We start from the raw sequence: 23,541 nt of genomic DNA on the forward strand, positions 1-23,541 counted from the left end.
AATGATAAATTCTGAGCTTGAGGTGCACTAGATTGATGCAAGCGCGACGTTAGCCGGCCGTCACGCCAAACAGCAGGCCGACGCCGGAAGAAACCGCCATCGCCAGTGCGCTCCAGACGAGGATGCGCGCCACGCCCGGCAAGATCGGCGCCCCGCCGGTTTTCGCGGCGATGCCGCCGAGAACGCCGAGGGAAATCAGCGCCGACGCCACCAGCGCCGGCCGCGTCCAGGCGACCGGTACCCACATCGCCACCAGCAGCGGCAACAGCGCGCCGAGGGAGAAACTCAGGGCCGACGCCAACGCAGCCTGCAGCGGCCGGGCGCGGGTGGCGGAGGAAATACCCAGTTCGTCGCGCGCGTGCGCCTCCAGCGCATCATGCGCCATCAGCTTTTCCGCCACCTGCCGGGCCAGCGCCGGATCCAGACCGCGATGCACGTAGATTGACGTCAGTTCGCGAAACTCCCCCGGGTAGTCTTCAAGCAGCTCCGCCTGCTCTTCCGCCAGCGCGGCCTTTTCGGTATCCGCCTGCGACGAGACCGACACATACTCGCCGGTGGCCATCGACATCGCGCCCGCCACCCACCCGGCGACGCCGGCGATCATCAGCGTGGAATGCGAGGCGCTGGCCGCCGCGACGCCCAGCAGCAGGCTGGCCGTTGAGACGATGCCGTCGTTGGCGCCGAGCACCGCCGCCCGCAGCCAGCCGATGCGTTCAATACTGTGCCGCTCTCGATGCATCCTTTCTCTCCCACGTTCTCTTTCCGCTAGTCCCGCGCCGCCGCTTCCAGGCCGGCGATGTCGATTTTGCCCATCAGCAGCATCGCTTCCGTGACCCGCCGCACGCGCGCGGCGTCGGGGTCGTTCATCAGCTCGGTCAGGCGCCGCGGCACAATTTGCCAGCACAGCCCCCAGCGATCGCGCAGCCAGCCGCACTGCTCCGCCTCGCCGCCCTCGCTCAACGCATCCCACAGCCGGTCAACCTCCGCCTGATCGTCGCATTCCACCATCACGGAAAAGCTGTGATTGAACGGATCCAACGGCCCGGCCTCGATCGCCGCATAGCGCTGGTCACCCAGAGTGAAGGCGGCCAGCTTCACGCTGCCGGCCGGGCCGCTCGGCGTATCCGCCGGCAGATCGGAAAACCAGTTCACGGACGAACCGGGGATCAGCGCGACGTAGCAATTCAGCGCCGCCTCCATGTCTTTTTCAAACCACAGATGTTGCGTAATTCTGGCCATCGGCGCCTCCTTCAGGCATCGAGGATCGGCGCGAACCCGCCAAAGATCATGCGTTTGCCGTCAAACGGCATCTCGCCCAGCGCCTTCATGCGCGGATCGTTCATCATTTTCTCATTGGCGGCGTCGCGCACCGCCTTGGAGGGGTACTCTATCCAGCTGAACACCACCACTTCGCCCTCCTGCGCCTTTACCGCGCCGCGAAAGTCGGTGAGTTTGCCGTCGGGCACGTCATCGCCCCAACACTCCACGATGCGCGTGGCGCCAAACTCTTTGAACAGCGGCGCTGCCGCCGCCGCCAACCGGTGATAAGCCTCCTTATTGGCGGCCGGCACCGCCACCACAAACCCGTCTACGTATTTCATTCTGGCATCCTCTTGTCTGATTAAGGACAGTCGGTTCGGCGCAGGCGGAAATGCCCGCGTCTCTTACCAGTTTAGACCGCAGGCACGCAGCGCGGATCGGAAGTTCAGCGGCCAGGATCGTTCGGCGGGTAAGATTCCGGCGTGGCGACCCGGTTACGGCCGGCATTTTTCGCTTTGTATACCGCCAGATCCGCTAGTTTGAGCAGGTCGGCCAGGCTATGGCCGGAACCGCCCGGGCAGGTCACCATGCCGATGCTGACGGTGATCTGCAGCGGATGGCCGGCCGGCATGGTGATCGATTCCGCCTCAATGCGTTGCCGCAGCCGTTCGGCCAGCTGCAACCCCTGCTGCGGCTGGCCGAGCGTCGAGACGATGGCGAACTCTTCGCCGCCCATGCGGCCGAACAGATCGTTGACGTTCAGATCGGCGGCGATCGCACGGGTAAACGCCATCAGCGCCTGATCGCCACCGGCGTGGCCGAAACGGTCATTGATCGATTTGAAATAGTCGATGTCGAGCATCATGACGCACACCAGCTCGCCTTTCTGATCGATCACCCGCTCGCCGCGCTGCATAAACGCATTGCGCGTCAGCACGTGGGTCAACGCATCGTGATTCGCCACGTGCTCCAGCGTGCGTAACAACGCGTTGCGCGCATAGTTCATGCTGGCGACGGCGATCGGCCCCAACGCCAGCAGCGCGATGCCCAGGCGCATGGATACCGCGTTCTGCAGCACCTTCATGTCGAGCGTGGTGCTAAGCAACCCGAAATCGATCGCCAGATGGCACCACAGCACGTAAACCAGCACCGCGATCATGGTGCAGAACAGTGAGAAGGACATCGCCAGCCACAGCAGCACCGGCATGGGAAAGATCACCGCGCCGGGGCCGCCAATCAGCACGCTGCACACCGCCGCCAACACCAGCAGTGCCAACACGGCCAGTTTTCGCCCCGCAATTGGCCACTGGCTGCGCTGCGAGAGCATACTGCAGGCCGCGCGCAGCCGATGCCGCCAATCGACGGGAAACGCCAGAATGAATGGCATCAGCGTGACGTAGTTGGTGAATTCAGACGAGAACCATAGCACCAGCGAGGTCAGATAGGGTCGGCCGAACAGCCACTGCGAGGCCGCCGCGCCCACAACGCCGGTAACGGCGGCAGCGGCCAGGCAGATACCGAACAAATACATGCTGGAAGCGCCACGCTGCAGCGTGCGCGCCGGCGGCGGCAGGCGCATGAACAACAGATACCCTACCACCACGCCGGCCAGATTGGCGGCGTTCAACAACAGCGCCTTTTCCAGCGAGCTGCCGGTCAGCAGATCCGCCGCCAGATACCCCAACACCGCCATGCCCCAATCGGCGCGCGTGGCCCACCGTGAGCGGCGCACCAAAACGGCCAGCAGCACGGCGTTAGCCGGCCAGAATATCGCCAGAAAACTGCCGGGCCGGCTCACGATGCCCAGCAGACACAGCGCGAACACCAGCAAAAAAAAGCTGAGCGCGGGCCAGATTTTCCGGGTATCGGACAACGAGGTGGTTTGCATCTTGGATCCAGAGACTTCCGCTAGCGTAAGGTGACAGTCTTTGCGTGTCACAACCGTCGACGATGAGGAGAAGATAAACGGCCGACCCGCCTATTATTGCCAGTTTTTCCTGCCCGGACACCTGTTTATTCATCAAGGGAAAATATATTTGTGTATCAATATATTGACAGGAATCACCCTTCCGACGAACAAACTGCCGCGTCCCTCCCGTCACTGCGATCGTTATTGCCATCCATCCGAATTTTTACCGGCAAAATCGCCGTCTTTTTCCCTAATGACAAAATTAAATCGTGCAATGAAGGGATACCGGTATTCCTCTCTATTCAAAACCTATAAATGATAATTATAATGATAATTGTTACTATTTATTATTTTTTCATGGAATTATATGCACCAGTCAGTTCTTCGCCGCCCCAACAAAAACAAAAAAAATCACGTTTTCCGCACGCTGCCCCTGATCGCCGGCCTGTTTCCCGCCCTGACGATCGCCGCCGCGCCCGACGCAAAAAAGGAAGACGCCATCACTGTGACCGCCACCGCCCTGCCTGCCGGCAGCTATAGCGCCGATACCGCCTCAACCGGCAGCAAAACCGCCACGCCAATCGGTGAACTGCCGCAATCGGTCAGCGTCGTCACCTCACAGGTGATTGACGACTTCCAGGTCAAAAGCGTCAATGACGCGATGAAGTTCGTCAGCGGCGTCACCCAGGGCAACACGCTCGGCGGCACGGAGGATGGCTTCGTCAAACGCGGGTTCGGGGTTAACTCCGACGGCTCGGTCTTCATCGACGGCGTGCGCAGCAACCAAGGGCTGAGCATGGACGCCACCACCGATCGCGTCGAGGTCCTGAAAGGTTCCGCGTCGCTGCTGTATGGCATCCTCAGCCCCGGCGGCGTCATCAATCTGATCAGCAAAAAACCGCAGTATGACTGGAACACCCGCATCAGCGGCGCCACCAACAGTTTTGGCGGCGGCAGCGGCAGCGTCGATGTGACCGGCCCGCTGGGCGGCGGCTTCGCCTTTCGCCTGATCGCCGAACGCCAGCACGCAGATTACTGGCGCAATTTCGGCAGCGACGAACACACGCTGATCGCCCCCTCGCTCAGTTGGTTCGGCGACCAGGCTTCCTTTAACATCGCCTACAGCGAATACAAGTACGACATTCCTTACGATCGCGGCACCGCATTTATCGACGGCAAACCGGTCGATGTGCCCTATAACCGCCGCTTGGATGACTACGCGAACCATGCCTGGGGCAAGAACAAACGTCTGAACGCCCATTATGAGTACGCGCTCGATCCGATCTGGACGACCCGCTTCAACTACGCCTGGCTGCAACGCCGTTACGACAGCAACGAAGTGCGCGCCACCGCGGTCGACACCACGACCGGCATCGTCTCGCGCCGCGCCGACGCCAACCGCGGTTTCAATCATCAAACCCACTATTACTCCTGGGATCTGACCGGTTCGCCGCAGCTGTTCGGCATGCAGCACGATCTGCTGCTGGGTGTGGACTACGAGAAAAATCAGACCTACAAGGCCTATTCCTACCGCGGCAAGGTCTCGAAGACCTTCAACATGTACGACCCGGTGTATGGCGAAACGCCGATCACCGACAGCACCACCTACAGCGACGCGTCAAGCAACCTGCGCGCCACGCTGTTCAGCCGTTCGCTGTACGCCAAGGACAGCATTCATCTTACCGATCAATGGATCGCGGTGCTGGGCGCGCGCTATCAGTTGTATTACCAGAACAACAGCAACGGTTTCCAGAAACCAAAAAATACGCTCAATGACAAAGACGACCAGTTTTTGCCGCAGGCGGGGTTGGTGTATAAGCTGACGCCGAGCCTGTCGCTGTACGGCAATTACAGCCGTTCGTTCACGCCGTCCACCGCCATCGACGACAATGGCAACGTCGCCACGCCGGAAACCGGCACCACCTATGAGGTGGGCGGAAAATGGCAGATCACCCCGGCGTTTGACGCCACGCTGGCGCTCTATCGCATTGATGAAAGCAACATGTCGATCTTTATCAACGGCGTGACCCGCAGTATCCCCAAAGCGCGCTCCACCGGTGCTGAACTGGAGTTGAACGGCGAAGTGGCGCCCAACTGGGATCTTACCGCCAACTACAGCTACGACAAAACCGAGATCGTCGAAGACAACCTCAATCCGGCCAACGTCGGCAACCGGCTGGTCAACGCCCCGACCAACATGGGCGGCCTGTATCTCAGCCACCGCATGACGCTGCCGGTGGTGCCCGGCGAGGTGCGCGTGGGCGGCGGTGCGCGCTACGTCGGTCGCCGAGCCGGCGATCCGGAGAACAGTTTCACCATGCCGGCCTATACCGTGGCGGATGCCTTTGTCGCCTGGGACAGCAAGCTGCTTGGGAAACATACCCAGCTGAAACTGAATGTGAAAAACCTGTTCAACCGCGAGTACTATGCCTCCAGCGCCGGTAATTTACGCGTGATTGAGGGTGAACCGCGCAGCCTAAGCCTGCAGGCGACGGTCGATTTCTAACCTGTCATGCCTTGGGCGCCGTTTGGCGCCCGTTTTCTTTGCGCCGGCCGCGGCACATCACATCGGCGAGAAAATCCAGCAACGCGCGGTTGAACAGCGCGGGCCGCTGCAGCGGCGCGAAATGGCTGACGCCCGGCAGCGTCGTCAAACGGGCGCCGGGAATGCTGCGGCTAAGATAGGCGGCATGTTCGGCGCGGATAAATTCATCGTGTTCGCTGTGAACGATCGTCACCGGCACGCGAATGGCCGCCAAATCCTGTGCGCGGTAGTCCGGCTGGCTGCTCATCATCAGGCTCACGGCGGCGACGAACGCCTCGAAATCGTCCGGCGTCGGCGACAAGGCGGCATAGTCCTGCGCATGGCGCGCAAAACAGCGCTCGACGATCGGGCTGGGCGCCAACGGTTTAACGCCGCTGGCGTCCATATTGCAGCCGAAGAAAAAAACGCCGTCCACCTGCCCGGGCGCCTGATGGGCGGCGATGAGCGCGACGCAAGCGCCGTCGCTCCAGCCCGCCAGCGCGGCGTGGGGTATTTGCAGCGCCGCCATCACCGCCAACAGATCATCGGCCATCCGATCGTAACGATACGGCCGGGCGTCGCGCGTGCTGCGCCCGTGCCCGCGGCTATCGATGAGCAACACCCCGTACCCGGCGGCCCGCAATGCCGGCAGCTGATACCCCCAGTTGCCGCTGTGGCCCAGGCCGCCGTGCAACAGGATCACCGCCGGTCCGTCGCCATAGGCGGCATACCAAATACGCGCGCCGTCGTGGTCAATATAACCCTGCCGGGCTCCCGGCGGTAAGGGCGGCGCCCCTAACGCGGCAAAGCGCGTCAAATCGTCGTCGATGTGCATCTTTCCCCCCTCGTTCGCCGGCGCGGTGCGGCGAAACGGCATCCAAGGAGTATAGATCGCACTGGCGGGCGGTAGCGTTCGCTTTCCCGACATATACTTAAAGGAGGAATCGCAATGGAGGACGGAGAGATGAAAAAGATAACGCTGGTGCTTTTGACGTTGTTGCTGAGCGGCTGTATCGGCGGCGGCGGCGGCCCGTCGAATGCGCCGCCGGCGTCGCCGAATGAGCCCTACACCTGCAGCAACTCCGGCGCCAACAGCGACTGTTCGCAGTCCGTGGAGCCATCGATGTACTAGCCGCGTTCGGCGGGCCGTTGATGAACGACCCGCCGCCTCATGGCAGAACTAGGAAGAGTGTTCCTCTTCGTTAGCCTGATATCGTGTCGCCTGCTGCTTCATGAACACCACCTCCTGCGGGCTGGACAGGCTCACTTCCTGAGCGCGCAACAGCTTGAGGATGTTAAACAGCAGTTCACTTTTGGTGGCGCCGACCATGCGCGGGCTCGGCACATAGCCAGTCACGCTCAGGATAATGCCGTCCGGCCCCAACTGGCTGAAGCGCACGTAAGGTGCCGGCGTCTCCAGAATGGTTTCGTACTCGTTATAAGCGCTCAGCAGGATATTGCGCACCTGCTCCGGATCGATCGAGGTCGGGAACGTCAGCGCAATGGTCACCACGCCTTGCGCGTTGCCCATGGTGGCGTTACGTACGTTCTGTGAGATCAGCTGCGAGTTCGGTACGATCATGGTGGATCGGTCGCTGAGCTGAATTTCGGTGGCGCGTACGTTGATGCGCCGCACGTCGCCTTCCACGCCGCCGATGCCGATCATATCCCCGACCTTCACCGGGCGTTCGGTCAGCAGGATCAGGCCGGAAATAAAGTTCTTCACAATCTCCTGCAAACCGAAACCGATACCGACCGACAGGGCGCTGACGATCCACGCCAGGTTGCTCCACTGGATGCCCAGCGCCGCCAGGGTGATCAGAATGACCAGCACATAGCCGATATTGCTGAACAGCGTCACCAGCGAGGCGCGGATGCCGACGTCCGAAATGGTCTTCGGCAGCAGCTCAGAGCCCAGCCAGCGCCGCACCGCGCGCAGGATGTAGATGCCGATCGCCAGGCAGATCACGGCGTTGAGCAGGTTGCCTGGCACGATGTTGAAACGCTGCAAGCCTTCGCCGGTCAGGATCGAGACGATTTTCTCCATCAGCGAGCCCGGCGTGGTGCTGCCGAACGAGCCGTTGAACAACGCGACGATCATCAACAGCAACAGCGAACATTTGGCCAGCGCGGTGGTGATGATCGCCACCTGCTCCAGATGGCGATCCTTGAAGCTGAGCGTTTTCTTCAGCATCTTGCCGCTGACGGTCTGCGGCGAAAACAGTGCGGCGCACAGGTCAGTGGCGAACAGCACCATGAAGTAGAACGCCATCAGCACCAGCACCACCCAGATGAGCTGGTAGGTCAGGAAGCGGGCAAAAGCGATATAGCCCACGAGCAGTGAAAGCAGGATCACCACCGAACACACCAGGGTGACGATATGCACCAGCCCGCCGACCAGCGTGCGTTTTTCCAGGTGCGCGCCCTGCTGCTCCAGACGGCGACGAATGCGCTGGCCGCGCAGCGGCGCCGCCAGCAGCACCATGCCGATCAACCCCGCCACCAGGCCGTTGCCGAAGATGGTGGTGGCCAATGAGGCGCTGACGACGTTGTTGATCAGCTCCACGGTGCCGAACGCCAGCGCCAGACCGGCCAGCAGCGGCGAGAAGTAACGCAGCCCGGCGGCCACTTCATTGTCCAGCGAAGCCAAACGCCACGACGGACGATTCAGCGACAGCGCCGCACGCCCCAGCCCGGCGATCAGCGCGCAGAAAATCCCCAGACGGTTAAAGCCTTCGGCGAAGTCTTCCAGCATCACCGGCAGCGGCTGCACGCGGATAAAGACGTAATACAGCAGGTTCAGCGCAATCGAGGTGGTGATCACCGTCACTGCCACGGTGATGATCGCCATAAAGCTGCGGCGCAAGCGCCCGTCCGGCAGGAAACGAATGCTGACCCAGGCGAGGAAACGCTCGGACAAATAGCGCCCCCAGGACCAGACGATCACCGCCAGCGCCAGCAACGCCAGCGTGCCGTACCGCCATTCGTCCTGCCAACTGGCGTCCCAGGCCGCTTTCATCTCGGCGTTGAACTGGTCCAGCCGCTGCACGTCATCCGCTGACGGCTGCACGACCGGCGTCCAGAATTTGACGCCCAAAATGCTGCCGGTGTTCAGCGCCAGCTGGGTTTTGAACGCCACCCGACGCAGATCGCTGATCTGCTGGCCAAGGTCGAAGGCGCTGGTCTTGATGGCCTGCGCGCGTTTTACCGCATCGTCCAACTGCTTCTTGCTGCTGTTCAGCGCATTGCGCTGCTGGGCGACGGCGGGAGTTTCCGGCAGCGCGCCGGCCGCCGGGGCCGGCCCCAGCACGTCCAGCTGCGCCTGCAGTTTTTCCTGCACCGGCTGCAGATCGGCGGACAATTTATCCATGCTGGCGACCAGATCGTCCGTCGCCAACCGCAGCTTGCTGAGCTGGGTGTCGGTCGTCGCTTTGGAAACCAGCTGCTTCATGCTGTCCAACTGCTTTTGCGCGGCTTTCAACTGCGTAGCGGGATCGGGCGCGCTTTCGGCGGCGGGATCATCCTGGGTGGCGGCGACGGCGGCGAACGGCGTCAGTTGCATACCCAACAGCAATAATAACAACAGCAGGAACGGGCGAGGCTTTAACATAAATTCAGTGCTCAGCATCATTATCTGATAGACAGACGAACAGGCGGCGGATGAACCGTCGCTTAACCATAAACGCTAATTATAATAGCTGCTTAATGTCGGCCGAAATACAGTAATTATTCCCATTGTGTGCCACGCGCCCGCGCTCGCCTTAGCTTGCTGATTATTCGGGCGCTTTTACACTGGCGATACGGCATGAAGCGCTCTATAATCCAGCCACCGATTAACCTGCAACCAATAAAAGGAGACTTACTATGCTGACGTGTGAATTGGTTTTTCACTCACACTTCTTTGGTAATCGTCGCCGCTCAAGCATTACCGGTATCGCGCTGCGATAACCCAGCTTGAGCGAAGCTTACTAAAATCCAGGATCTTCCCTCCGGCTTACCGGGTTATCGTCAGCAATGTTTGACGATAGGCATTGTTATGCCTGTAACTCTTGAGTAAGCAATGAGCACATTACTGTCTGCACAATCTGTCGGTTACGACAACGCGTTCGGCGTCCTGCTGAGCGAGATTTCCTTCAGCCTGAAAAAAGGCGACCGCATCGGTTTGATCGGCGATAACGGCTGCGGCAAAAGCACCCTGCTGCAAATTCTCAGCGGCGACCTGCCTGCGCACACCGGAACGGTGACATTGTCACATCAATGTCTGATGGCGCGCATCGAGCAGCACCTGCCGCCGGAACTGCACACCAGCACCCTGCTGGATGCGGTTCTGGCGCGGCTGCCTGCGGGCCAACACCTCAGCGAACGCTGGCGCTGCGAAGCGTTACTGGCCGAGCTGGGGTTTGAACCGGCGAGCTGGATGCTGACCGCCGGCACCCTCAGCGGCGGCCAGCATACGCGGCTGCTGTTGGCGCGCGCGCTGATCCGCCAGCCCGATCTGCTGCTGCTCGACGAACCCAGCAACCACCTGGACCTGCCCACGCTGCTGTGGCTGGAACAGTTCTTGCGTAACTGGACCGGCAGCTTCGTGCTGGTGTCGCACGATCGCTACCTGCTCGACCAGGTAACCAACTGCACCTGGATCCTGCGCGACAAAACGCTGCAGTTCTTCCGTTTGCCCTGCTCTGCGGCGCGCACCGCGCTGGCGGAACAGGACGCCGCGGACGAACAGCGGCGCCACGCCGAGCAAAAGGAAATCGACCGGGTGGAAAAAAGCGCCAAGCGCCTGGCGACCTGGGGCAAGGTCTACGACAACGAAGATCTGGCGCGCAAGGCCAAGCAAATGGAGAAGCGTGTCGATCGGTTGAAGGAAGAACAGACCACCCTGACCGCCGGCAGTCCATGGCGGCTGCGGCTGCAGGGAGAAGCGCTGGACGCCGATCGCCTGCTGGCGTTGCCGCACTGGGCGGTGCGCCCGGCACCGGATGCGCCGGTGCTGTTCAGCCTGGAACATCTGCGCGTGAAAAGCGGCGATCGCATCGCCATCGTCGGGCGCAACGGCTGCGGAAAATCGTCGCTGTTGCGCCTGCTGTGGCGCGAGTATCAGCAACAAACGCAGCGCCCGGCGCTGTTCCATCCGCGCGTGCGCATCGGCTATTACGATCAGAGCCTGCAACAGCTACGCGATGAAGACACGTTGAGCGAAGCGCTGGCGCAGTTTGCGCCGCTGACCGAGGAACAGCGGAAAATGGCGCTGATCGGCGCCGGTTTCCCTTACCTGCGCCACCATCAGCAGATCCGTTCGCTGAGCGGCGGCGAGCGTTCGCGGCTGCTGTTCGTCGGCCTGACGCTGGCCAACCATTCGCTGCTGCTGCTGGACGAGCCCACCAACCACCTGGACATGGCAGGCAAAGAAGAGCTGGCGGAAACGCTGCGCCAGTTCGCCGGCGCCGTCATGTTGGTCACCCATGACCGGATGCTGATCGAACAGAGCTGCAACCGCTTTTGGCTGATCGACCAGCAAAAACTGGAGGAGTGGCACGATCTGGCGCCGGTGTATCAGCGCCTGGCGGGCGAAGCGCCGGCGCTGCCGACGGCAGGCAAGGCCGATGCAGACGCCCCGACGCCGGACGAGCGCTTGGAAGGCGAAGAAGCGCTGTTGACCGCCCTGTTTGCCCTCGAAAGCAAACTGGAGGACGACCTGGCGCGCAAGCCGAAGCACCAGAAACCGGAGCTTCAGGCGCGCTGGCGCCGCGAGATTGCCGACATCACCGCCCGGTTGAATCTGGGCTAACCTTGACAGGCCGCCATCCGGCGGCCTGTTTTTTGACGGAGTGCGACATGGCATTTTCCCTTGAGCAGGCCTCACTCGCGCAGCGGCCGCTGCTGGCGGCCATGCTGTCCGATTGCCTTCGCGAGCTGGGCGTCGATGGCGATTACCCCTATTTGTCGCTCTACTGGCGCGAGGCCGGCCGCTACCCTTATTTGATGTTGAGCGATCGGCAAACCGCCGGGTTCGCGTTGGTCAGGCGTATCGATAGCGCCACCGTCGAAATGGCGGAGTTCTACATCAAGCCCGAATGGCGACGCAACGGGATGGGGCAACGGGCTGCCCGCGCCTTGTTCGCGCAGCATCCTGGCGGTTGGTCGCTGTCGGTCAGCCAGGATAATCCGCGCGGGCTGGCGTTTTGGCGGACGGTAGTACCGACCGGGGTCATGACTCAACCACTTTCGGCCCCCGACGCCATAATGCAGCTGCGCTTTTCATCCCCGCCGCCCTGAGCGACACATTACTTTCATCCTTTTATGGCAGGGTAAACCGATTCGTTCTTTGCTATCGAGCCTGCCATGACTTCACTTTCCCCACGGGACATCGAGGCGCGCTACCGCTTTGCGCGCGAGATCGCCCGCGCCGCCGCCGATCTCGCTTTCAGCTTTTATCAAAGGCGGCAAACCCTGGCGGTTGACTTTAAACAGGGGCTGCAGGACGTGGTCAGCGAAGCTGACCGCCGCGTCGAAGCGCTGATCCGCCGCATGATTAACCGGCGGTTTCCCCTGGATGGGTTTCTCGGCGAAGAGAGCGGCGGCACCAACGATAGCGCGGCCTGCCTTTGGGTCGTCGATCCGATCGACGGCACCGCCTGCTTCCTGAACGGGCTGCATACCTGGTGTATCGCGATAAGCGTGGTGATCGACGGTGAGCCGACGATCGGCGTGGTTTACGATCCTAATCACCGCGAGATGTTCCGCGCCTGCCGCGGCCAAGGCGCTTTCCTCAACGGGGAACCGATCGGCGTGCATGCCGGGCGCAGCGTCGCGGAGGGCGTGATGGGCGTCGGGATATCACCTCGCGCCTCGGCGGCGGAATTCAGCGGTTTTCTCTGTCGCCTGCTGCAGGCGGGCGGCATGTTCGTGCGCAGCGGCTCCGGCGCGTTGATGACCGCCCAGGTGGCCGCCGGTCGGCTGCTGGGCTATTACGAACCGCACATGAATGCCTGGGACAGCCTGCCTGGGCTGGTGCTGACGCGCGAAGCCGGCGGCGTGGCGAATGACTTTATGCATCACAACGGGCTGCGGCGCGGCAACCCGCTGCTGCTGGCCAACGCGGCGCTCTATCCGCAATTGGCCGAGCTGATTCAAACGCCGGGCTTGATCGGCTCGACGTGCCCTATCGCGCGTGAGATGGCCGGATAAAGCGCGCGCAGCCGCCGCTCGACCCGATCGACCGCATCGTGCGCGGCGGCGATGGTTACCGCCGGCGACACCCGGCAGTGGAAGTTGACGATGATGCCGCCGTCGGTTCTGCGCGCCCGGATGTTGTGCACGTCTTGCACCTTATCCCCCTGCTCCAGCGCCGACTGCAAAATCAGCCGGATATCGGCCAGCTCGGCGGCGGAAACATCCTCGCTGGCCAGCCAGTGCGGCGTCTGCGGCTCCAGATGTGTCTCTATCTCGGTGTCCTCGCCGATCGCCTGACGCAGGATCCCTTCTATCTCCGTGGCGATATCATGCGCCTGCGCCACGCTGGCGTTGGCCGGCACCGCCAGATCCATGCCGATCGCCATGTGCGTCGGCAACTGCTGCAAAGTGACGTTCTGCACCTGCGCGCCGTGATTGGCGGCGATCGCCCGAATGCGCGTCGCCATGTCTTCGTCGCTGCGGGTCTGCGGCACCGCGATGACGGTAAACTCCGCCTTGGCATACTGCTGCCGCAGCCGTTCGACGATTTCTCGCTTCAACGCATCGATGCGCTCCAGCGGCAAGGTGCGGCACACCGCCACCGTGATCTCGACAAACAGTACGGCGCCGGCGTTGCGAATACGCACGCTGTCGCAGGCCAGCACCGCCGGGAAGCTGTCCAGCGTGGCGCGAATCGCCTCGGTGGCCCCGGCGGGCGCGGCATCCATCAGCGAGTCGAAGGAACGTTTACCCAGTTTGATTGCCGCGACAAAGATAAAACCGGCGACGATCAGCGCGGCGATGGCGTCCGCACGGCCAAAGCCCAGCAGCACAAACACCATGCCCAGCAGCACCACGCCGGACGAAAGCATGTCGGAGAAGAAATGCAGCGCATCCGCCTCCAGCGCCGCGCTGTCGGTCGCCTTGGCGACGCGGCTGAGCGCCCGCACGCGGAAAAAATCGACGCAGATGGAAATCAGCAGCACCGCGATCACCGCCGGCGCCGCGACTATCTCATGCGGTTGCCCGAGCAGGCTGCTGCCCGCCTCGTAGACGATCCAACCGGCGGCGCCGAGCAACAGCAACACCTCGAACAGCGCCGCCAGGTTTTCCACCTTGCCGTGGCCGAAGTGGTGATCGTCATCGGCGGGTTTATCGCTGATGCGCACCGCCAGCCAGGTGATGCTGGTGGCGATAAAATCGGTGAAAGAGTGGATCCCTTCGGATATCAGGCCAATACTGCCGGTAAAAATGCCGGCGACGAATTTGCCCGTGGCCAGTAACCCGCTGGCGATCATCGAGTTTCTGGCCACGGCCTGTTTTTCATTTTGCATTATGCTGCTCACATTCGGACGGTGATTTATTTTTTTACTTTAGAGGATAATTGCCAGACAAAGGCGATCAGCAGCATACTGCCAGAGAAAGTCAGCATGAGGCTAGTAAGAAAATTGGATTTTCCGGTGGAATAAAAATAAATCTCATTCACCCCCACCGAAATCATTAAAATGGCGTAGAGCAATCCCAGAATAAGAATCGTCATTATTATCAACTCCCGTATCAGGCCGCGCGTTCAGCGCGCCGCTAAATCCTCCCCATAATAAATAGCGGTTACGGGGAGGATGCATCTAGGCGGATCTTTAGCGTTCATCAATCATCCCATTTGGTGCTCATATAGGCCGCCAACAGGCCCAGTGAGCTGATCATTGCCAGGAATCCCATAAAAATAGTCATGTTTCCCATTGTTTTGTCCTCAGGTTAAATGTTATCGATAAAATCCCCTTGCGTTAAATATCGGGGTTGGTCGGTGTCCATGGTTTTTTAACGTCCTCCTCTTTTTTGCAACATTCCCGCTCTTTCAAGCGCGGGACCCGTTTAAATTCCCAGGACGTGCTGGGCAATTTTGAAATAGATAATCAGGCCGGTGCCGTCGATAAAGGTGGCGATAAACGGCGCCGACACCACCGCCGGATCGATACCGAGCCGTTTCAGCAGCATCGGGATGATCGACGAAACAATGGCGCTCCATACGGTGATCGCCACCAGCGACAGGCTGACCACCAGCGTCACCTCCATGCCGACGCCCATGATCCAGGCGCGCACCCAGGCCGCCAGACCAATGGTGACGGCGATCAGCAGCGAGGTCGTGACCTCTTTGCGGATCACCGCGCCCAGATTGCGCAGGCTGACCTCGCCCAGCGCCATGGCGCGCACCAGCGTCGAGGTGATCTGGGTGCCGCTGTTGCCGCCGGTGCCGATCAGCAGCGGGATGAAGAACGCCAGCGCAATCGCCGCTTCGAGCTGATCTTCAAACGCTTTCAGCACGTTGCCGGTGTAAGCTTCGGCCACGAACAGCATCAGCAGCCACACCGAGCGTTTGCGCCACAGCGCCCACGGGCTGGTCTCCAGATAAGGCTTGTCCAGCGGCAGGCTCGCGCCCTGACGCTGCGCGTCTTCGGTGTTTTCATCTTCGACCAGCCGAGCGATCTCGCGCTCGCCCAGCACGCCGACCAGCGTGTTGTTCGCCACGACCGGCACCACGTCCAAACCGCCTTTGCCCAGCAGATGCGCCACGTCGTTGCGATCGTCGTCGGGTGAAACCTGGAAATAACTGTAATCCATCATTACGCCGACCGCTTTATCCTGTTCTTCGCACTGCAGCAGTTTTTTCACCGACAGCGTGCCGCGCAAATGATAATCGTCCGCGGTAATAAAGACCCGGGTGGGAATTTCGTCCGTTTTTAGCTGTGAAAGTAAATATTCCCGGGCATGCGTGACCGTCATCGTCGCGGGAACGGTAATAAAATCGGCGTTCATATAACCGGCGACCGAAGTTTCATCGAGAGTTTCAGTCGCGCGCAGCGCCGGAGAAGAAGAGTATTGATGTGACTTGATCATTTTGTCAGTCCCTATTTCTGTTGTGAACTTCAACAGCGAATCGCATAGGGGCGTAACCACAGAGGGAGTGCAGACTGCCTATCTCCGCGTCCAGGTTTTAGCACTATACAACGTATCCGAATTGTTGCTCGGAAGTTACTTTGGGCTGAACCTTAATCCGATAAAGCCTGTCTTAACCTTGGGCATCTCTCGATGTCGTCAGATCAGTAACCTGTGTTTGTATAGGAGCCTCGCCAAACGAGATACTGCATATAAACTACCGGCGCAGTATAGGCGTTGTTTTATCCGGCGGGAAGAAAAGATTGCCCGTCGTTTATGGAGTATTTAGGATATTTTTATTAAACGCGAATCTATAAAAACGGCTGATATAAATCAGCCGTTTTTTTTATTTATCAGTGCGCGAGAATGTAGACGTTTTTATCGTATAGGGCGCCCTGTCGGGTGAAGTCGATCCCCTTGACGTAGGGTTTGATGAGCGTGGCGTTGGCTTCGTAGTACACCGGCGCGACCGGCGTATCGACGGCCAGCACCGCCTCGGCCTGCTGGAAATACTGCTGCACCTGCTGCGGTGTCGGCGCCGCCGTCGCCTGATGCAGAATGCGATCGTATTCCGGGTTGCGGTATTTGGGGCTGTTCTCACTGCTGTCGGCGCGGAACACATTCAGGAAGGTAGAAGGATCGTCGTAATCCGCCAGCCAGCGGGTAAAGGCTACGCTGTACTGGCCGCGGTTGATATTATCCAGCGTCACTTTGCGCTCCTGGCTTTGCAAGCCGGCCTCCACCCCGAGGTTCTTTTTCCACATGGCGGCGGCGGCGATGACGATCTTCTTGATGGTGGCGTCATTGCTGTACAACACGGTAAAGCGCAGCGGATTCTCGGCGTTGAAACCGGCCTCCGCCAACAACTGTTTCGCCTGGGCGTGGCGTTGTTCCGGCGTCAAACCGGCCGCGGCGCCGGCCTGCAGGCGATATCCGCCCGCCCCCGTTGGGGTAAAGGTCCAGGCCGGCTGCTGGCCGTATCCCAGCACCTTGCCGGCGATGATCTCTTTGTCCAGCGCCAGGTTCAGCGCCTGGCGCACCCGCACGTCGTTAAACGGCGTCTGGCGGTTGTTGAAGGCGAAATAGCTGGTGGAGAGCAGCGGATAGGTCACCAGCTGTTGATCCCCGAGCGTTTTTTTCAGCTGCTGATACAGTTCCGGCGGCGTGGTATAGCCCAACTCCACCTCGCCGGCGCGGAAACGCGCCACCTCCGGGAACCCCTGGATCGGCAGGAAGGTCACCTTGTTGAGCACGGTGTTGGCGTTATCCCAATACAGCGGATTGCGTTCCACCACCACTTTTTCGTTCACCACCCACTCGCTGAGACGAAACGCGCCGTTGCCGACAAAATGCGCCGGTTGAGTCCAGTTTTTGCCGTATTGCTCAACCACCTTGCGGTTGACCGGCAGAACCGGAAAATGCACCAGTTGTTTGAGCAGGTAGGCGTTGGGCTCAGACAGCGTCACCTGCAAGGTGTTCGCGTCCAGCGCTTTAACGCCCAGCTCGCTCGGCGGTTTGCTGCCGGCGTTGATCGCCGCCGCATTCAGCACATAGGCCGAGGCCAGATAGCTGCCGTACGGCGACGCGGTTTTCGGATCGGTGAGGCGCCGCCAGCTGTAAACGAAATCGTCGGCGGTCACCGGATCGCCGTTCGACCATTTGGCCTGCGGCCGCAGATGGAAAATCCAGACGTTGCCCTGGTGCTCCCATTTCTGCGCCAGCGCCGGGATCGCTTCGCCGTCTTTCCCGACGCGCAGCAAACCTTCGAACAAATCGTTGAAGATGTAGAACTCCACATTGCTCTCGGCCAGGTTCGGATCCAGCGTCGCCGGTTCATACCCGTTGGCGCGCACCAATTCCTGTACCGGCGCCAGTTTAGCGCCCGCCGGTACGTCGGCAGCCTGAGCTGCCGTCGCGTTTAAAGCCAGGAGGATTAAACCAGCCAGTTTCTTGCCATTGAATGAATATTTCACGTCGATATCCCTGATGAGTGTTTTATCGCGTTCAATATGCAATGTGGCAGTGGAATAAATTAAATCATTAATCGCTATGAGTCATAACCAAAAGCGGTGTTGAATTTCTTTCATTATCAAAGGAATATCCCTCACCGCGCTTCCCGCTTTCAACACAATGCGCGTTGCCGTCCCCTACTTGATGTTCACGGTCGTGATACCAAACAGCGGCAGGCCTTTAACCGGTTCTGGGCCGGGCTCCCCCCACACCATTAATGATTTACCGCTCGCTTGCGCCTGGATCGCCAGATTCACCAGCAATTTCGGATAGGGTTCATTAGCCGCTACCGATAACGGAAATACGTTTTCGTATAGTCCTCCATCGATCGCCATCTCCACATGCACGCAATCATTAGCTACATCGATAACCACGATCGGATTGGTATAAAACGGTCCATTAGACATAGACACCTCTCTCACTATTTTTTGGTGAATATAATTCTTAATTCGCGTTGGCGGCCCGTGTTATTAATGCCTGTGCGAAACGCTGAAGAACGACATGAAAAGACTGAAGAAAAAGATCGCCAGTGGATAACAAGTCGTCAATATTGAAACAGGTTAATAACCATTACAGATTCGACAAAGAACTGATATAAGTCAAATGCAAACCCGCGTTTACCCGTTACCTCAATGAATATATTAAGAATATTCAAAAAAAAGATAACTACAGTTTAACTTCATAAAAATCAATTAATTAAAAAACACCCTCACTTACCCTATATTAATTAATCGGTTACGAAAAAGGTTAAAATCAAAATAATGGACATGCCAAATAAGTTGCTTTTCAATGTAAAAATAACAGTAGGAAACCCACTTGATATCTCCGTGACACCTAACTACCTTTAAATGGCTTCGAGACTAACACGAGGCCGCCGTTGGTTATCAAACCAATAACTGGCGAATGATTTAATAAGAAATAATTACCAGAAGACAAATCCAAATATATAAACGCGTGCCGAAAGGATAGGATGTAACGGTTTGGTTGCCATACCGTTCTTCTGCCGACGGCAATAACTATTTCCATTCAGATGCAATTACCTGTCTGGTGGCTAACCGGATTCAGCGTGATATGCATTTCAGACTAACTCAGCAAAAATCATAGGGGTTTACATATGCCTTCACTGCAAGATATTACGCCTGAACAGGCTAACGCATTGAATAAACAATCACGTGACGCTTATAACGCGGAAGTGCAGAGCCGTCAGGCGCTGCTCAACCAACATCCGCAATTGAAACCGGCGTTCAACCAGCAAGTGCATCCGCAATCCTTGTGTGGATGCGGGTGCCAACAAAATATCTGCGGCTACTTCAGCTTCCAGGGCTGTGGCTGTGGGTGTGGCTGCGCGCCACATGCGGAGACCGTGCAAATTTCCGCGCAGCCTGCCAATATTGGTCCCAATGCCCCATCAAACGGTACATCGGTGCGTTTTGTCGGCCAGGCCACCGGCACTGGCTCAGACGGTAACATCAACATCCCGACGATTTATTTGCAAGGCACCGTACCCGATGCCGAAAATCTGATCGGCGTTCCGTTAACCCTACAATTGGCCATCAACCCCGGTTCGATCGTCCTGACGCTGCTGGAGAATGGCCGGGTGCTGGCCTCTTTGGTTCATCCGCCGCAGTGGGCGAGCAGCATCAACGGGCAGTTCTTCGGCGTTGGCAACGGTGAGTTTGTGCTGGCGTGACAAGAAGCAAGCCTGACGGGCGGCTGCCTGCGATGGCAGGTGGCCGCTCACTGTGAGGTAACGCGCCCCAATTCTATTCAGACAATCAAAACAGATTATTCCAGCCGAAACTTAACTTATCCTTAGGGCAATTCATTTTGTGAGCGATCGTCAAAAATAATTTAATACGAATCGTTTTCACTATCATTATGGATGTTCTTGGCTAAAATCGGGCTGCTTGCGCTTGCCAGGCGATATTCGTTTTCCTCATTCGAACGCTAAAAAGGATAACTGCATGAAGCTGCGTATTTCATCCCTCGGCCCCGTGGCCCTGCTCGCCTCCTCGATGATGCTGGCCTTCGGCGCTCAGGCGGCTCCCGCCGACCAAGGCATCGTTATTTACAACGCCCAGCACGAAAATCTGGTGAAATCCTGGGTCGACGGTTTTACCAAAGACACCGGCATCAAAGTCACGCTGCGCAACGGCGGCGACAGCGAACTGGGCAATCAGCTGGTGCAGGAAGGCAGCGCCTCGCCTGCCGACGTGTTCCTGACGGAAAACTCCCCGGCGATGGTGTTGGTGGATAACGCCAAGCTGTTCGCCCCGCTCGACGCCGCCACGCTGGCCCAAGTAGAGCCACAATATCGCCCAAGCCACGGCCGCTGGATCGGCATCGCCGCCCGCTCTACCGTATTCGTCTATAACCCGGCCAAACTGACCGACGCGCAGTTGCCGAAGTCGCTGCTGGATTTGGCCAAGCCGGAATGGAAAGGCCGCTGGGCCGCTTCGCCATCGGGCGCCGATTTCCAGGCGATCGTCAGCGCGCTGCTGGCGCTGAAAGGCGAGAAAGCAACGCTGGACTGGCTGAAAGCGATGAAAACCAACTTTACTGCCTATAAAGGCAACAGCACGGTGATGAAAGCGGTCAATGCCGGCCAGATCGACAGCGGCGTGATCTATCATTACTACCCGTTCGTCGACGGCGCTAAAACCGGCGAGAACAGCAAAAACATCAAGCTATATTACTTCAAACATCAGGATCCGGGCGCATTCGTCAGCATCTCCGGCGGCGGCGTGCTGGCTTCCAGCAAGCATCAGCAGCAGGCGCAGGCGTTCATCAAGTGGATCACCGGCAAACAGGGCCAGGAGATCCTGCGCACCAACAACGCCTTCGAATACGCCGTCGGCGTCGGTGCGGCCTCCAACCCGAAACTGGTGCCGCTGAAAGATCTGGACGCACCGAAAGTAGATGCCGCGCAGCTGAACAGTAAAAAAGTGGTCGAACTGATGACCGAAGCCGGCCTGCTGTAAGGCCCGCCGGCAAACCGAGAGTTTTTGATCGTTATGTCAAACCTGAGTACCCACGCCGCGCAGACCGCGCGGCGTTATTCTGTTATCCCCCGTCATCAGCGGCCGGGAGCGATCGTAGTGGCCAGCGCCGTGCTGCTGTCGCTGCTGGCGCTGTTGCCGCTGGGATTCGTTATCGGCGTGGCGTTTGAAACCGGCTGGCAAACGGTCAACGCTCTGGTTTTCCGCCCGCGCGTGGCGGAACTGCTGTTGAACACCCTGCTGTTGGTGGTGCTGACGCTGCCGATCTGCGCCGTGCTGGGCGTAGCCCTGGCCTGGTTGACCGAGCGCACCACGCTGCCGGGCCGCCGTCTCTGGGCGGTACTGGCGACCGCGCCGCTGGCGGTGCCGGCCTTTGTGCAAAGCTATGCCTGGATCAGCCTGGTGCCGTCGATGCACGGCCTGGGCGCCGGGGTCTTCATCTCGGTGCTCGCCTATTTCCCGTTTATTTACCTACCGGCCGCCGCCGTGCTGCGCCGTCTGGATCCCGGTATCGAAGACGTCGCCACCTCGCTCGGTTCCCGGTCGCTGGCGGTCTTTTTCCGCGTGGTGCTGCCGCAGCTGAAGCTGGCGGTCTGGGGCGGTTCCCTGCTGATCGCATTGCACCTGCTGGCGGAGTATGGCCTGTATGCCATGATCCGCTTCGATACCTTCACCACCGCGATCTTCGATCAGTTCCAGTCGACCTTCAACGGCCCGGCGGCCAACATGCTGGCCGGCGTATTGGTATTGTGCTGCCTCGGGTTACTGCTGCTTGAGGCTCTCAGCCGCGGCCGCGCGCGCTATGCCCGCGTCGGTTCCGGCAGCGCCCGCAGCCAAACGCCGCGTCGCCTTTCGCTGCCGCTCGCCGCGCTGGCGCTGCTGCTGCCGATTTCGCTGACCGCGCTGGCGCTGGGCGTGCCTTTCATTACCCTGGCCCGCTGGCTGTGGCTGGGGGGATTCGAGGTGTGGCGCAACGCCGAGCTGTGGCCTGCGCTGTGGCAAACGCTGTCGCTGTCCGCCGTCGGCGCGTTGCTGATCACGCTGTGCGCCATTCCGATGGCCTGGCTGTCGGTGCGCTATCCAGCCCGCCTGTACCGGGTGCTGGAAGGCTGCAACTACGTGACCAGTTCGCTGCCCGGCATCGTGGTGGCGCTGGCGCTGGTGACCATCACCATTCACAGCTTCCAGCCGATTTACCAAACCGAAATCACCCTGCTGCTGGCGTATCTGCTGATGTTTATGCCGCGAGCATTGATCAACCTGCGCGCCGGCATCGCGCAGGCGCCGGTGGAGTTGGAAAACGTGGCGCGCAGCCTGGGCAAATCGCCGGCGCAGGCGCTGTGGAGCACCACGTTGCGGCTGGCGGCACCGGGCGCCGCCGCGGGCGCCGCGCTGGTGTTCCTGGCGATCGCCAATGAATTGACCGCCACGCTGCTGCTGGCGCCGAACGGCACCCGCACGCTGGCCACCGGTTTCTGGGCGCTGACCAGCGAGATAGACTATGTTGCCGCCGCGCCTTATGCGCTGATTATGGTGGCGCTGTCGCTGCCGCTCACCTGGCTTCTTTACTCTCAATCTAAACGTACGGCGGGACTATGAGCACGCTCGAACTGCACGGTATCGGAAAATCTTACAATGCCATCAGGGTGCTGGAACACATCGACCTGCAGGTTGCCGCCGGCAGCCGCACGGCGATCGTCGGCCCTTCCGGCTCCGGCAAAACCACCCTGCTGCGCATCATCGCCGGTTTTGAAATCCCCGACGGCGGACAAATTCTGCTGCAGGGGAAAGCGATGGGCAACGGCGGCGGCTGGGTGCCGGCGCACCTGCGCGGCATCGGCTTCGTCCCGCAGGATGGCGCGCTGTTCCCGCACTTTACCGTCGCCGGCAACATCGGTTTTGGCCTCAAAGGCAGCAAGCGCGAGAAACAGCGTCGCATCGAGGCGCTGATGGAGATGGTGGCGCTGGATCGTCGCCTGGCCGCCCTGTGGCCGCACGAGCTGTCCGGCGGACAGCAACAGCGGGTCGCATTGGCGCGCGCCTTGTCGCAGCAACCGCGGCTGATGTTACTGGATGAGCCGTTCTCGGCGCTGGATACCGGCCTGCGCGCCGCCACCCGCAAAGCGGTGGCCGAACTGTTGACGGAGGCCAAAGTCGCGTCGATCCTGGTCACCCACGATCAGAGCGAGGCGCTGTCGTTCGCCGATCAGGTGGCGGTCATGCGCAACGGTCGGCTGGCGCAGGTGGGCGCGCCGCAGGATCTTTATCTGCGCCCGGTCGATGAACCGACCGCCAGTTTCCTTGGCGAAACGCTGGTGCTGACCGCCGAGCTGGCGCACGGCTGGGCCGACTGCGCATTGGGGCGCATCGCCGTCGACGATCGCCAACGCAGCGGCTCGGCGCGCATCATGCTGCGTCCGGAGCAGATTCAAATCGGTTTGTCCGATCCGGCGCAGCGCGGCCAGGCGGTGATCACCGGCATCGATTTCGCCGGCTTCGTCTCCACCCTCAATCTGCAAATGGCCGCCGACGGCGCGCAGCTCGAGATCAAAACCGTCAGCCGCGAAGGCCTGCGGCCCGGGGCGCAGGTCAGTCTCAACGTGATGGGGCAAGCGCATATTTTCACCGGCTGAGAGTGTGGGGAGCGACCCTTGACGTTCCCCTCGCCACCGCGCATTATCAATGGCATGAATTGCATCGCGCACGCCCTCACCACCACCACCACCGCA

The 23,541-nt window shown here is 60.0% G+C and carries 21 protein-coding genes and 1 riboswitch; of the genes, 9 read left to right on the top strand and 12 right to left on the bottom strand.

The annotated features are described in order from the left end of the window. Positions 1-49: 49 nt before the first annotated feature. The 4 genes from ACP3TA_RS18345 to ACP3TA_RS18360 form a co-directional block, all read right to left on the bottom strand. Complete coding sequence (locus ACP3TA_RS18345; protein ID WP_046687088.1) at positions 50-739, bottom strand: VIT1/CCC1 transporter family protein; 690 nt, start codon at positions 737-739, stop codon at positions 50-52. Between the two features lie 26 nt (positions 740-765). Continuing rightward, complete coding sequence (locus ACP3TA_RS18350) at positions 766-1,239, bottom strand: VOC family protein (protein WP_046687089.1); 474 nt, start codon at positions 1,237-1,239, stop codon at positions 766-768. 11 nt (positions 1,240-1,250) lie between these two features. Then, positions 1,251-1,601: a DUF1428 domain-containing protein gene (locus tag ACP3TA_RS18355; RefSeq protein ID WP_004938082.1), complete on the bottom strand. Its 351-nt coding sequence runs from the start codon at positions 1,599-1,601 to the stop codon at positions 1,251-1,253. Between the two features lie 104 nt (positions 1,602-1,705). Next, the gene (locus ACP3TA_RS18360; protein WP_149542450.1) at positions 1,706-3,148 is read right to left on the bottom strand and encodes a GGDEF domain-containing protein; all 1,443 of its coding nucleotides are present in this window, start codon (positions 3,146-3,148) and stop codon (positions 1,706-1,708) included. Between the two features lie 388 nt (positions 3,149-3,536). Here ACP3TA_RS18360 and ACP3TA_RS18365 point away from each other — a divergent pair, with 388 nt between their 5' ends. Beyond that, on the top strand, positions 3,537-5,675 hold the full coding sequence (locus ACP3TA_RS18365; RefSeq protein WP_414058321.1) for a TonB-dependent siderophore receptor: 2,139 nt from the start codon (positions 3,537-3,539) through the stop codon (positions 5,673-5,675). Positions 5,676-5,679: 4 nt separating this feature from the next. On the opposite strand, the gene ACP3TA_RS18370 is transcribed toward ACP3TA_RS18365, so the two are convergent. Further along, on the bottom strand, positions 5,680-6,528 hold the full coding sequence (locus ACP3TA_RS18370) for an alpha/beta fold hydrolase (protein WP_033643153.1): 849 nt from the start codon (positions 6,526-6,528) through the stop codon (positions 5,680-5,682). Between the two features lie 129 nt (positions 6,529-6,657). On the opposite strand from ACP3TA_RS18370, the gene ACP3TA_RS18375 reads away from it, so the two are divergent. Continuing rightward, a complete protein-coding gene (locus ACP3TA_RS18375) occupies positions 6,658-6,825 on the top strand; it encodes a hypothetical protein (RefSeq protein WP_226886075.1) in 168 nt (55 codons plus the stop codon). A 48-nt stretch (positions 6,826-6,873) separates the two neighbouring features. On the opposite strand, the gene ACP3TA_RS18380 is transcribed toward ACP3TA_RS18375, so the two are convergent. Then, positions 6,874-9,303, bottom strand: a complete 2,430-nt coding sequence (locus tag ACP3TA_RS18380; protein ID WP_169539598.1) for a DUF3772 domain-containing protein — start codon at positions 9,301-9,303, stop codon at positions 6,874-6,876. Between the two features lie 450 nt (positions 9,304-9,753). Between ACP3TA_RS18380 and ACP3TA_RS18385 the strand changes: the two genes are divergently transcribed. The 3 genes from ACP3TA_RS18385 to ACP3TA_RS18395 all read left to right on the top strand — a co-directional run bounded on the left by ACP3TA_RS18385 (position 9,754) and on the right by ACP3TA_RS18395 (position 12,884). Beyond that, positions 9,754-11,484 carry an ABC-F family ATP-binding cassette domain-containing protein gene (locus ACP3TA_RS18385; protein WP_033643156.1) on the top strand — a complete coding sequence of 577 codons (1,731 nt, stop codon included), beginning with the start codon at positions 9,754-9,756 and terminating at the stop codon, positions 11,482-11,484. Positions 11,485-11,531: 47 nt separating this feature from the next. Next, positions 11,532-11,972, top strand: coding sequence for a GNAT family N-acetyltransferase (locus tag ACP3TA_RS18390; protein ID WP_033643157.1), 441 nt, complete (start codon positions 11,532-11,534; stop codon positions 11,970-11,972). 66 nt (positions 11,973-12,038) lie between these two features. Continuing rightward, the gene (locus ACP3TA_RS18395; protein WP_197665454.1) at positions 12,039-12,884 is read left to right on the top strand and encodes an inositol monophosphatase family protein; all 846 of its coding nucleotides are present in this window, start codon (positions 12,039-12,041) and stop codon (positions 12,882-12,884) included. On the opposite strand, the gene ACP3TA_RS18400 is transcribed toward ACP3TA_RS18395, so the two are convergent. The 6 genes from ACP3TA_RS18400 to ACP3TA_RS18425 form a co-directional block, all read right to left on the bottom strand. Then, entirely contained in the window at positions 12,827-14,203 is a 1,377-nt protein-coding gene (locus tag ACP3TA_RS18400) for a cation diffusion facilitator family transporter (protein WP_206195570.1), read from the bottom strand. The two genes, ACP3TA_RS18395 and ACP3TA_RS18400, sit on opposite strands and share 58 nt — an antisense overlap. A gap of 26 nt (positions 14,204-14,229) precedes the next feature. Next, the gene (locus tag ACP3TA_RS18405; RefSeq protein ID WP_004938106.1) at positions 14,230-14,409 is read right to left on the bottom strand and encodes a hypothetical protein; all 180 of its coding nucleotides are present in this window, start codon (positions 14,407-14,409) and stop codon (positions 14,230-14,232) included. 107 nt (positions 14,410-14,516) lie between these two features. Beyond that, the gene (gene mgtS, locus ACP3TA_RS18410; protein WP_004938109.1) at positions 14,517-14,609 is read right to left on the bottom strand and encodes a protein MgtS; all 93 of its coding nucleotides are present in this window, start codon (positions 14,607-14,609) and stop codon (positions 14,517-14,519) included. Positions 14,610-14,741: 132 nt separating this feature from the next. Further along, complete coding sequence (locus tag ACP3TA_RS18415) at positions 14,742-15,764, bottom strand: magnesium transporter (protein ID WP_033643160.1); 1,023 nt, start codon at positions 15,762-15,764, stop codon at positions 14,742-14,744. 75 nt (positions 15,765-15,839) lie between these two features. After that, a riboswitch (M-box (ykoK) riboswitch) is annotated at positions 15,840-16,013 on the bottom strand. A 143-nt stretch (positions 16,014-16,156) separates the two neighbouring features. Further along, a complete protein-coding gene (locus ACP3TA_RS18420) occupies positions 16,157-17,776 on the bottom strand; it encodes an ABC transporter substrate-binding protein (protein WP_089197695.1) in 1,620 nt (539 codons plus the stop codon). 174 nt (positions 17,777-17,950) lie between these two features. Next, a complete protein-coding gene (locus ACP3TA_RS18425; protein WP_033643162.1) occupies positions 17,951-18,220 on the bottom strand; it encodes a hypothetical protein in 270 nt (89 codons plus the stop codon). A 707-nt stretch (positions 18,221-18,927) separates the two neighbouring features. Here ACP3TA_RS18425 and ACP3TA_RS18430 point away from each other — a divergent pair. The 4 genes from ACP3TA_RS18430 (at position 18,928) to ACP3TA_RS18445 (ending at position 23,445) form a co-directional block, all read left to right on the top strand. Beyond that, positions 18,928-19,503, top strand: a complete 576-nt coding sequence (locus ACP3TA_RS18430; RefSeq protein ID WP_033643163.1) for a hypothetical protein — start codon at positions 18,928-18,930, stop codon at positions 19,501-19,503. Positions 19,504-19,777: 274 nt separating this feature from the next. Further along, positions 19,778-20,794, top strand: a complete 1,017-nt coding sequence (locus ACP3TA_RS18435; RefSeq protein WP_033650336.1) for an iron ABC transporter substrate-binding protein — start codon at positions 19,778-19,780, stop codon at positions 20,792-20,794. Between the two features lie 33 nt (positions 20,795-20,827). Next, positions 20,828-22,411: an ABC transporter permease gene (locus ACP3TA_RS18440; protein WP_426784394.1), complete on the top strand. Its 1,584-nt coding sequence runs from the start codon at positions 20,828-20,830 to the stop codon at positions 22,409-22,411. After that, positions 22,408-23,445: an ABC transporter ATP-binding protein gene (locus ACP3TA_RS18445; RefSeq protein ID WP_033643167.1), complete on the top strand. Its 1,038-nt coding sequence runs from the start codon at positions 22,408-22,410 to the stop codon at positions 23,443-23,445. The genes ACP3TA_RS18440 and ACP3TA_RS18445 overlap by 4 nt, the downstream gene beginning before the upstream one ends. The last annotated feature ends 96 nt before the right edge of the window (positions 23,446-23,541 follow it).

It is taken from the genome of Serratia sp. 2C06, assembly GCF_050037615.1.
In the GTDB taxonomy this organism is placed as follows: domain Bacteria; phylum Pseudomonadota; class Gammaproteobacteria; order Enterobacterales; family Enterobacteriaceae; genus Serratia; species Serratia ureilytica.

Excerpts from the sequence above, each read along its gene's own strand:
- ACP3TA_RS18345 (WP_046687088.1), bottom strand. The coding sequence starts at position 739 with ATGCATCGAGAGCGGCACAGTATTGAACGCATCGGCTGGCTGCGGGCG.
- ACP3TA_RS18350 (WP_046687089.1), bottom strand. The coding sequence starts at position 1,239 with ATGGCCAGAATTACGCAACATCTGTGGTTTGAAAAAGACATGGAGGCG.
- ACP3TA_RS18355 (WP_004938082.1), bottom strand. The coding sequence starts at position 1,601 with ATGAAATACGTAGACGGGTTTGTGGTGGCGGTGCCGGCCGCCAATAAG.
- ACP3TA_RS18360 (WP_149542450.1), bottom strand. The coding sequence starts at position 3,148 with ATGCAAACCACCTCGTTGTCCGATACCCGGAAAATCTGGCCCGCGCTC.
- ACP3TA_RS18365 (WP_414058321.1), top strand. The coding sequence starts at position 3,537 with ATGCACCAGTCAGTTCTTCGCCGCCCCAACAAAAACAAAAAAAATCAC.
- ACP3TA_RS18370 (WP_033643153.1), bottom strand. The coding sequence starts at position 6,528 with ATGCACATCGACGACGATTTGACGCGCTTTGCCGCGTTAGGGGCGCCG.
- ACP3TA_RS18375 (WP_226886075.1), top strand. The coding sequence starts at position 6,658 with ATGAAAAAGATAACGCTGGTGCTTTTGACGTTGTTGCTGAGCGGCTGT.
- ACP3TA_RS18380 (WP_169539598.1), bottom strand. The coding sequence starts at position 9,303 with ATGTTAAAGCCTCGCCCGTTCCTGCTGTTGTTATTATTGCTGTTGGGT.
- ACP3TA_RS18385 (WP_033643156.1), top strand. The coding sequence starts at position 9,754 with ATGAGCACATTACTGTCTGCACAATCTGTCGGTTACGACAACGCGTTC.
- ACP3TA_RS18390 (WP_033643157.1), top strand. The coding sequence starts at position 11,532 with ATGGCATTTTCCCTTGAGCAGGCCTCACTCGCGCAGCGGCCGCTGCTG.
- ACP3TA_RS18395 (WP_197665454.1), top strand. The coding sequence starts at position 12,039 with ATGACTTCACTTTCCCCACGGGACATCGAGGCGCGCTACCGCTTTGCG.
- ACP3TA_RS18400 (WP_206195570.1), bottom strand. The coding sequence starts at position 14,203 with ATGCAAAATGAAAAACAGGCCGTGGCCAGAAACTCGATGATCGCCAGC.
- ACP3TA_RS18405 (WP_004938106.1), bottom strand. The coding sequence starts at position 14,409 with ATGACGATTCTTATTCTGGGATTGCTCTACGCCATTTTAATGATTTCG.
- mgtS (WP_004938109.1), bottom strand. The coding sequence starts at position 14,609 with ATGGGAAACATGACTATTTTTATGGGATTCCTGGCAATGATCAGCTCA.
- ACP3TA_RS18415 (WP_033643160.1), bottom strand. The coding sequence starts at position 15,764 with ATGATCAAGTCACATCAATACTCTTCTTCTCCGGCGCTGCGCGCGACT.
- ACP3TA_RS18425 (WP_033643162.1), bottom strand. The coding sequence starts at position 18,220 with ATGTCTAATGGACCGTTTTATACCAATCCGATCGTGGTTATCGATGTA.
- ACP3TA_RS18430 (WP_033643163.1), top strand. The coding sequence starts at position 18,928 with ATGCCTTCACTGCAAGATATTACGCCTGAACAGGCTAACGCATTGAAT.
- ACP3TA_RS18435 (WP_033650336.1), top strand. The coding sequence starts at position 19,778 with ATGAAGCTGCGTATTTCATCCCTCGGCCCCGTGGCCCTGCTCGCCTCC.
- ACP3TA_RS18440 (WP_426784394.1), top strand. The coding sequence starts at position 20,828 with ATGTCAAACCTGAGTACCCACGCCGCGCAGACCGCGCGGCGTTATTCT.
- ACP3TA_RS18445 (WP_033643167.1), top strand. The coding sequence starts at position 22,408 with ATGAGCACGCTCGAACTGCACGGTATCGGAAAATCTTACAATGCCATC.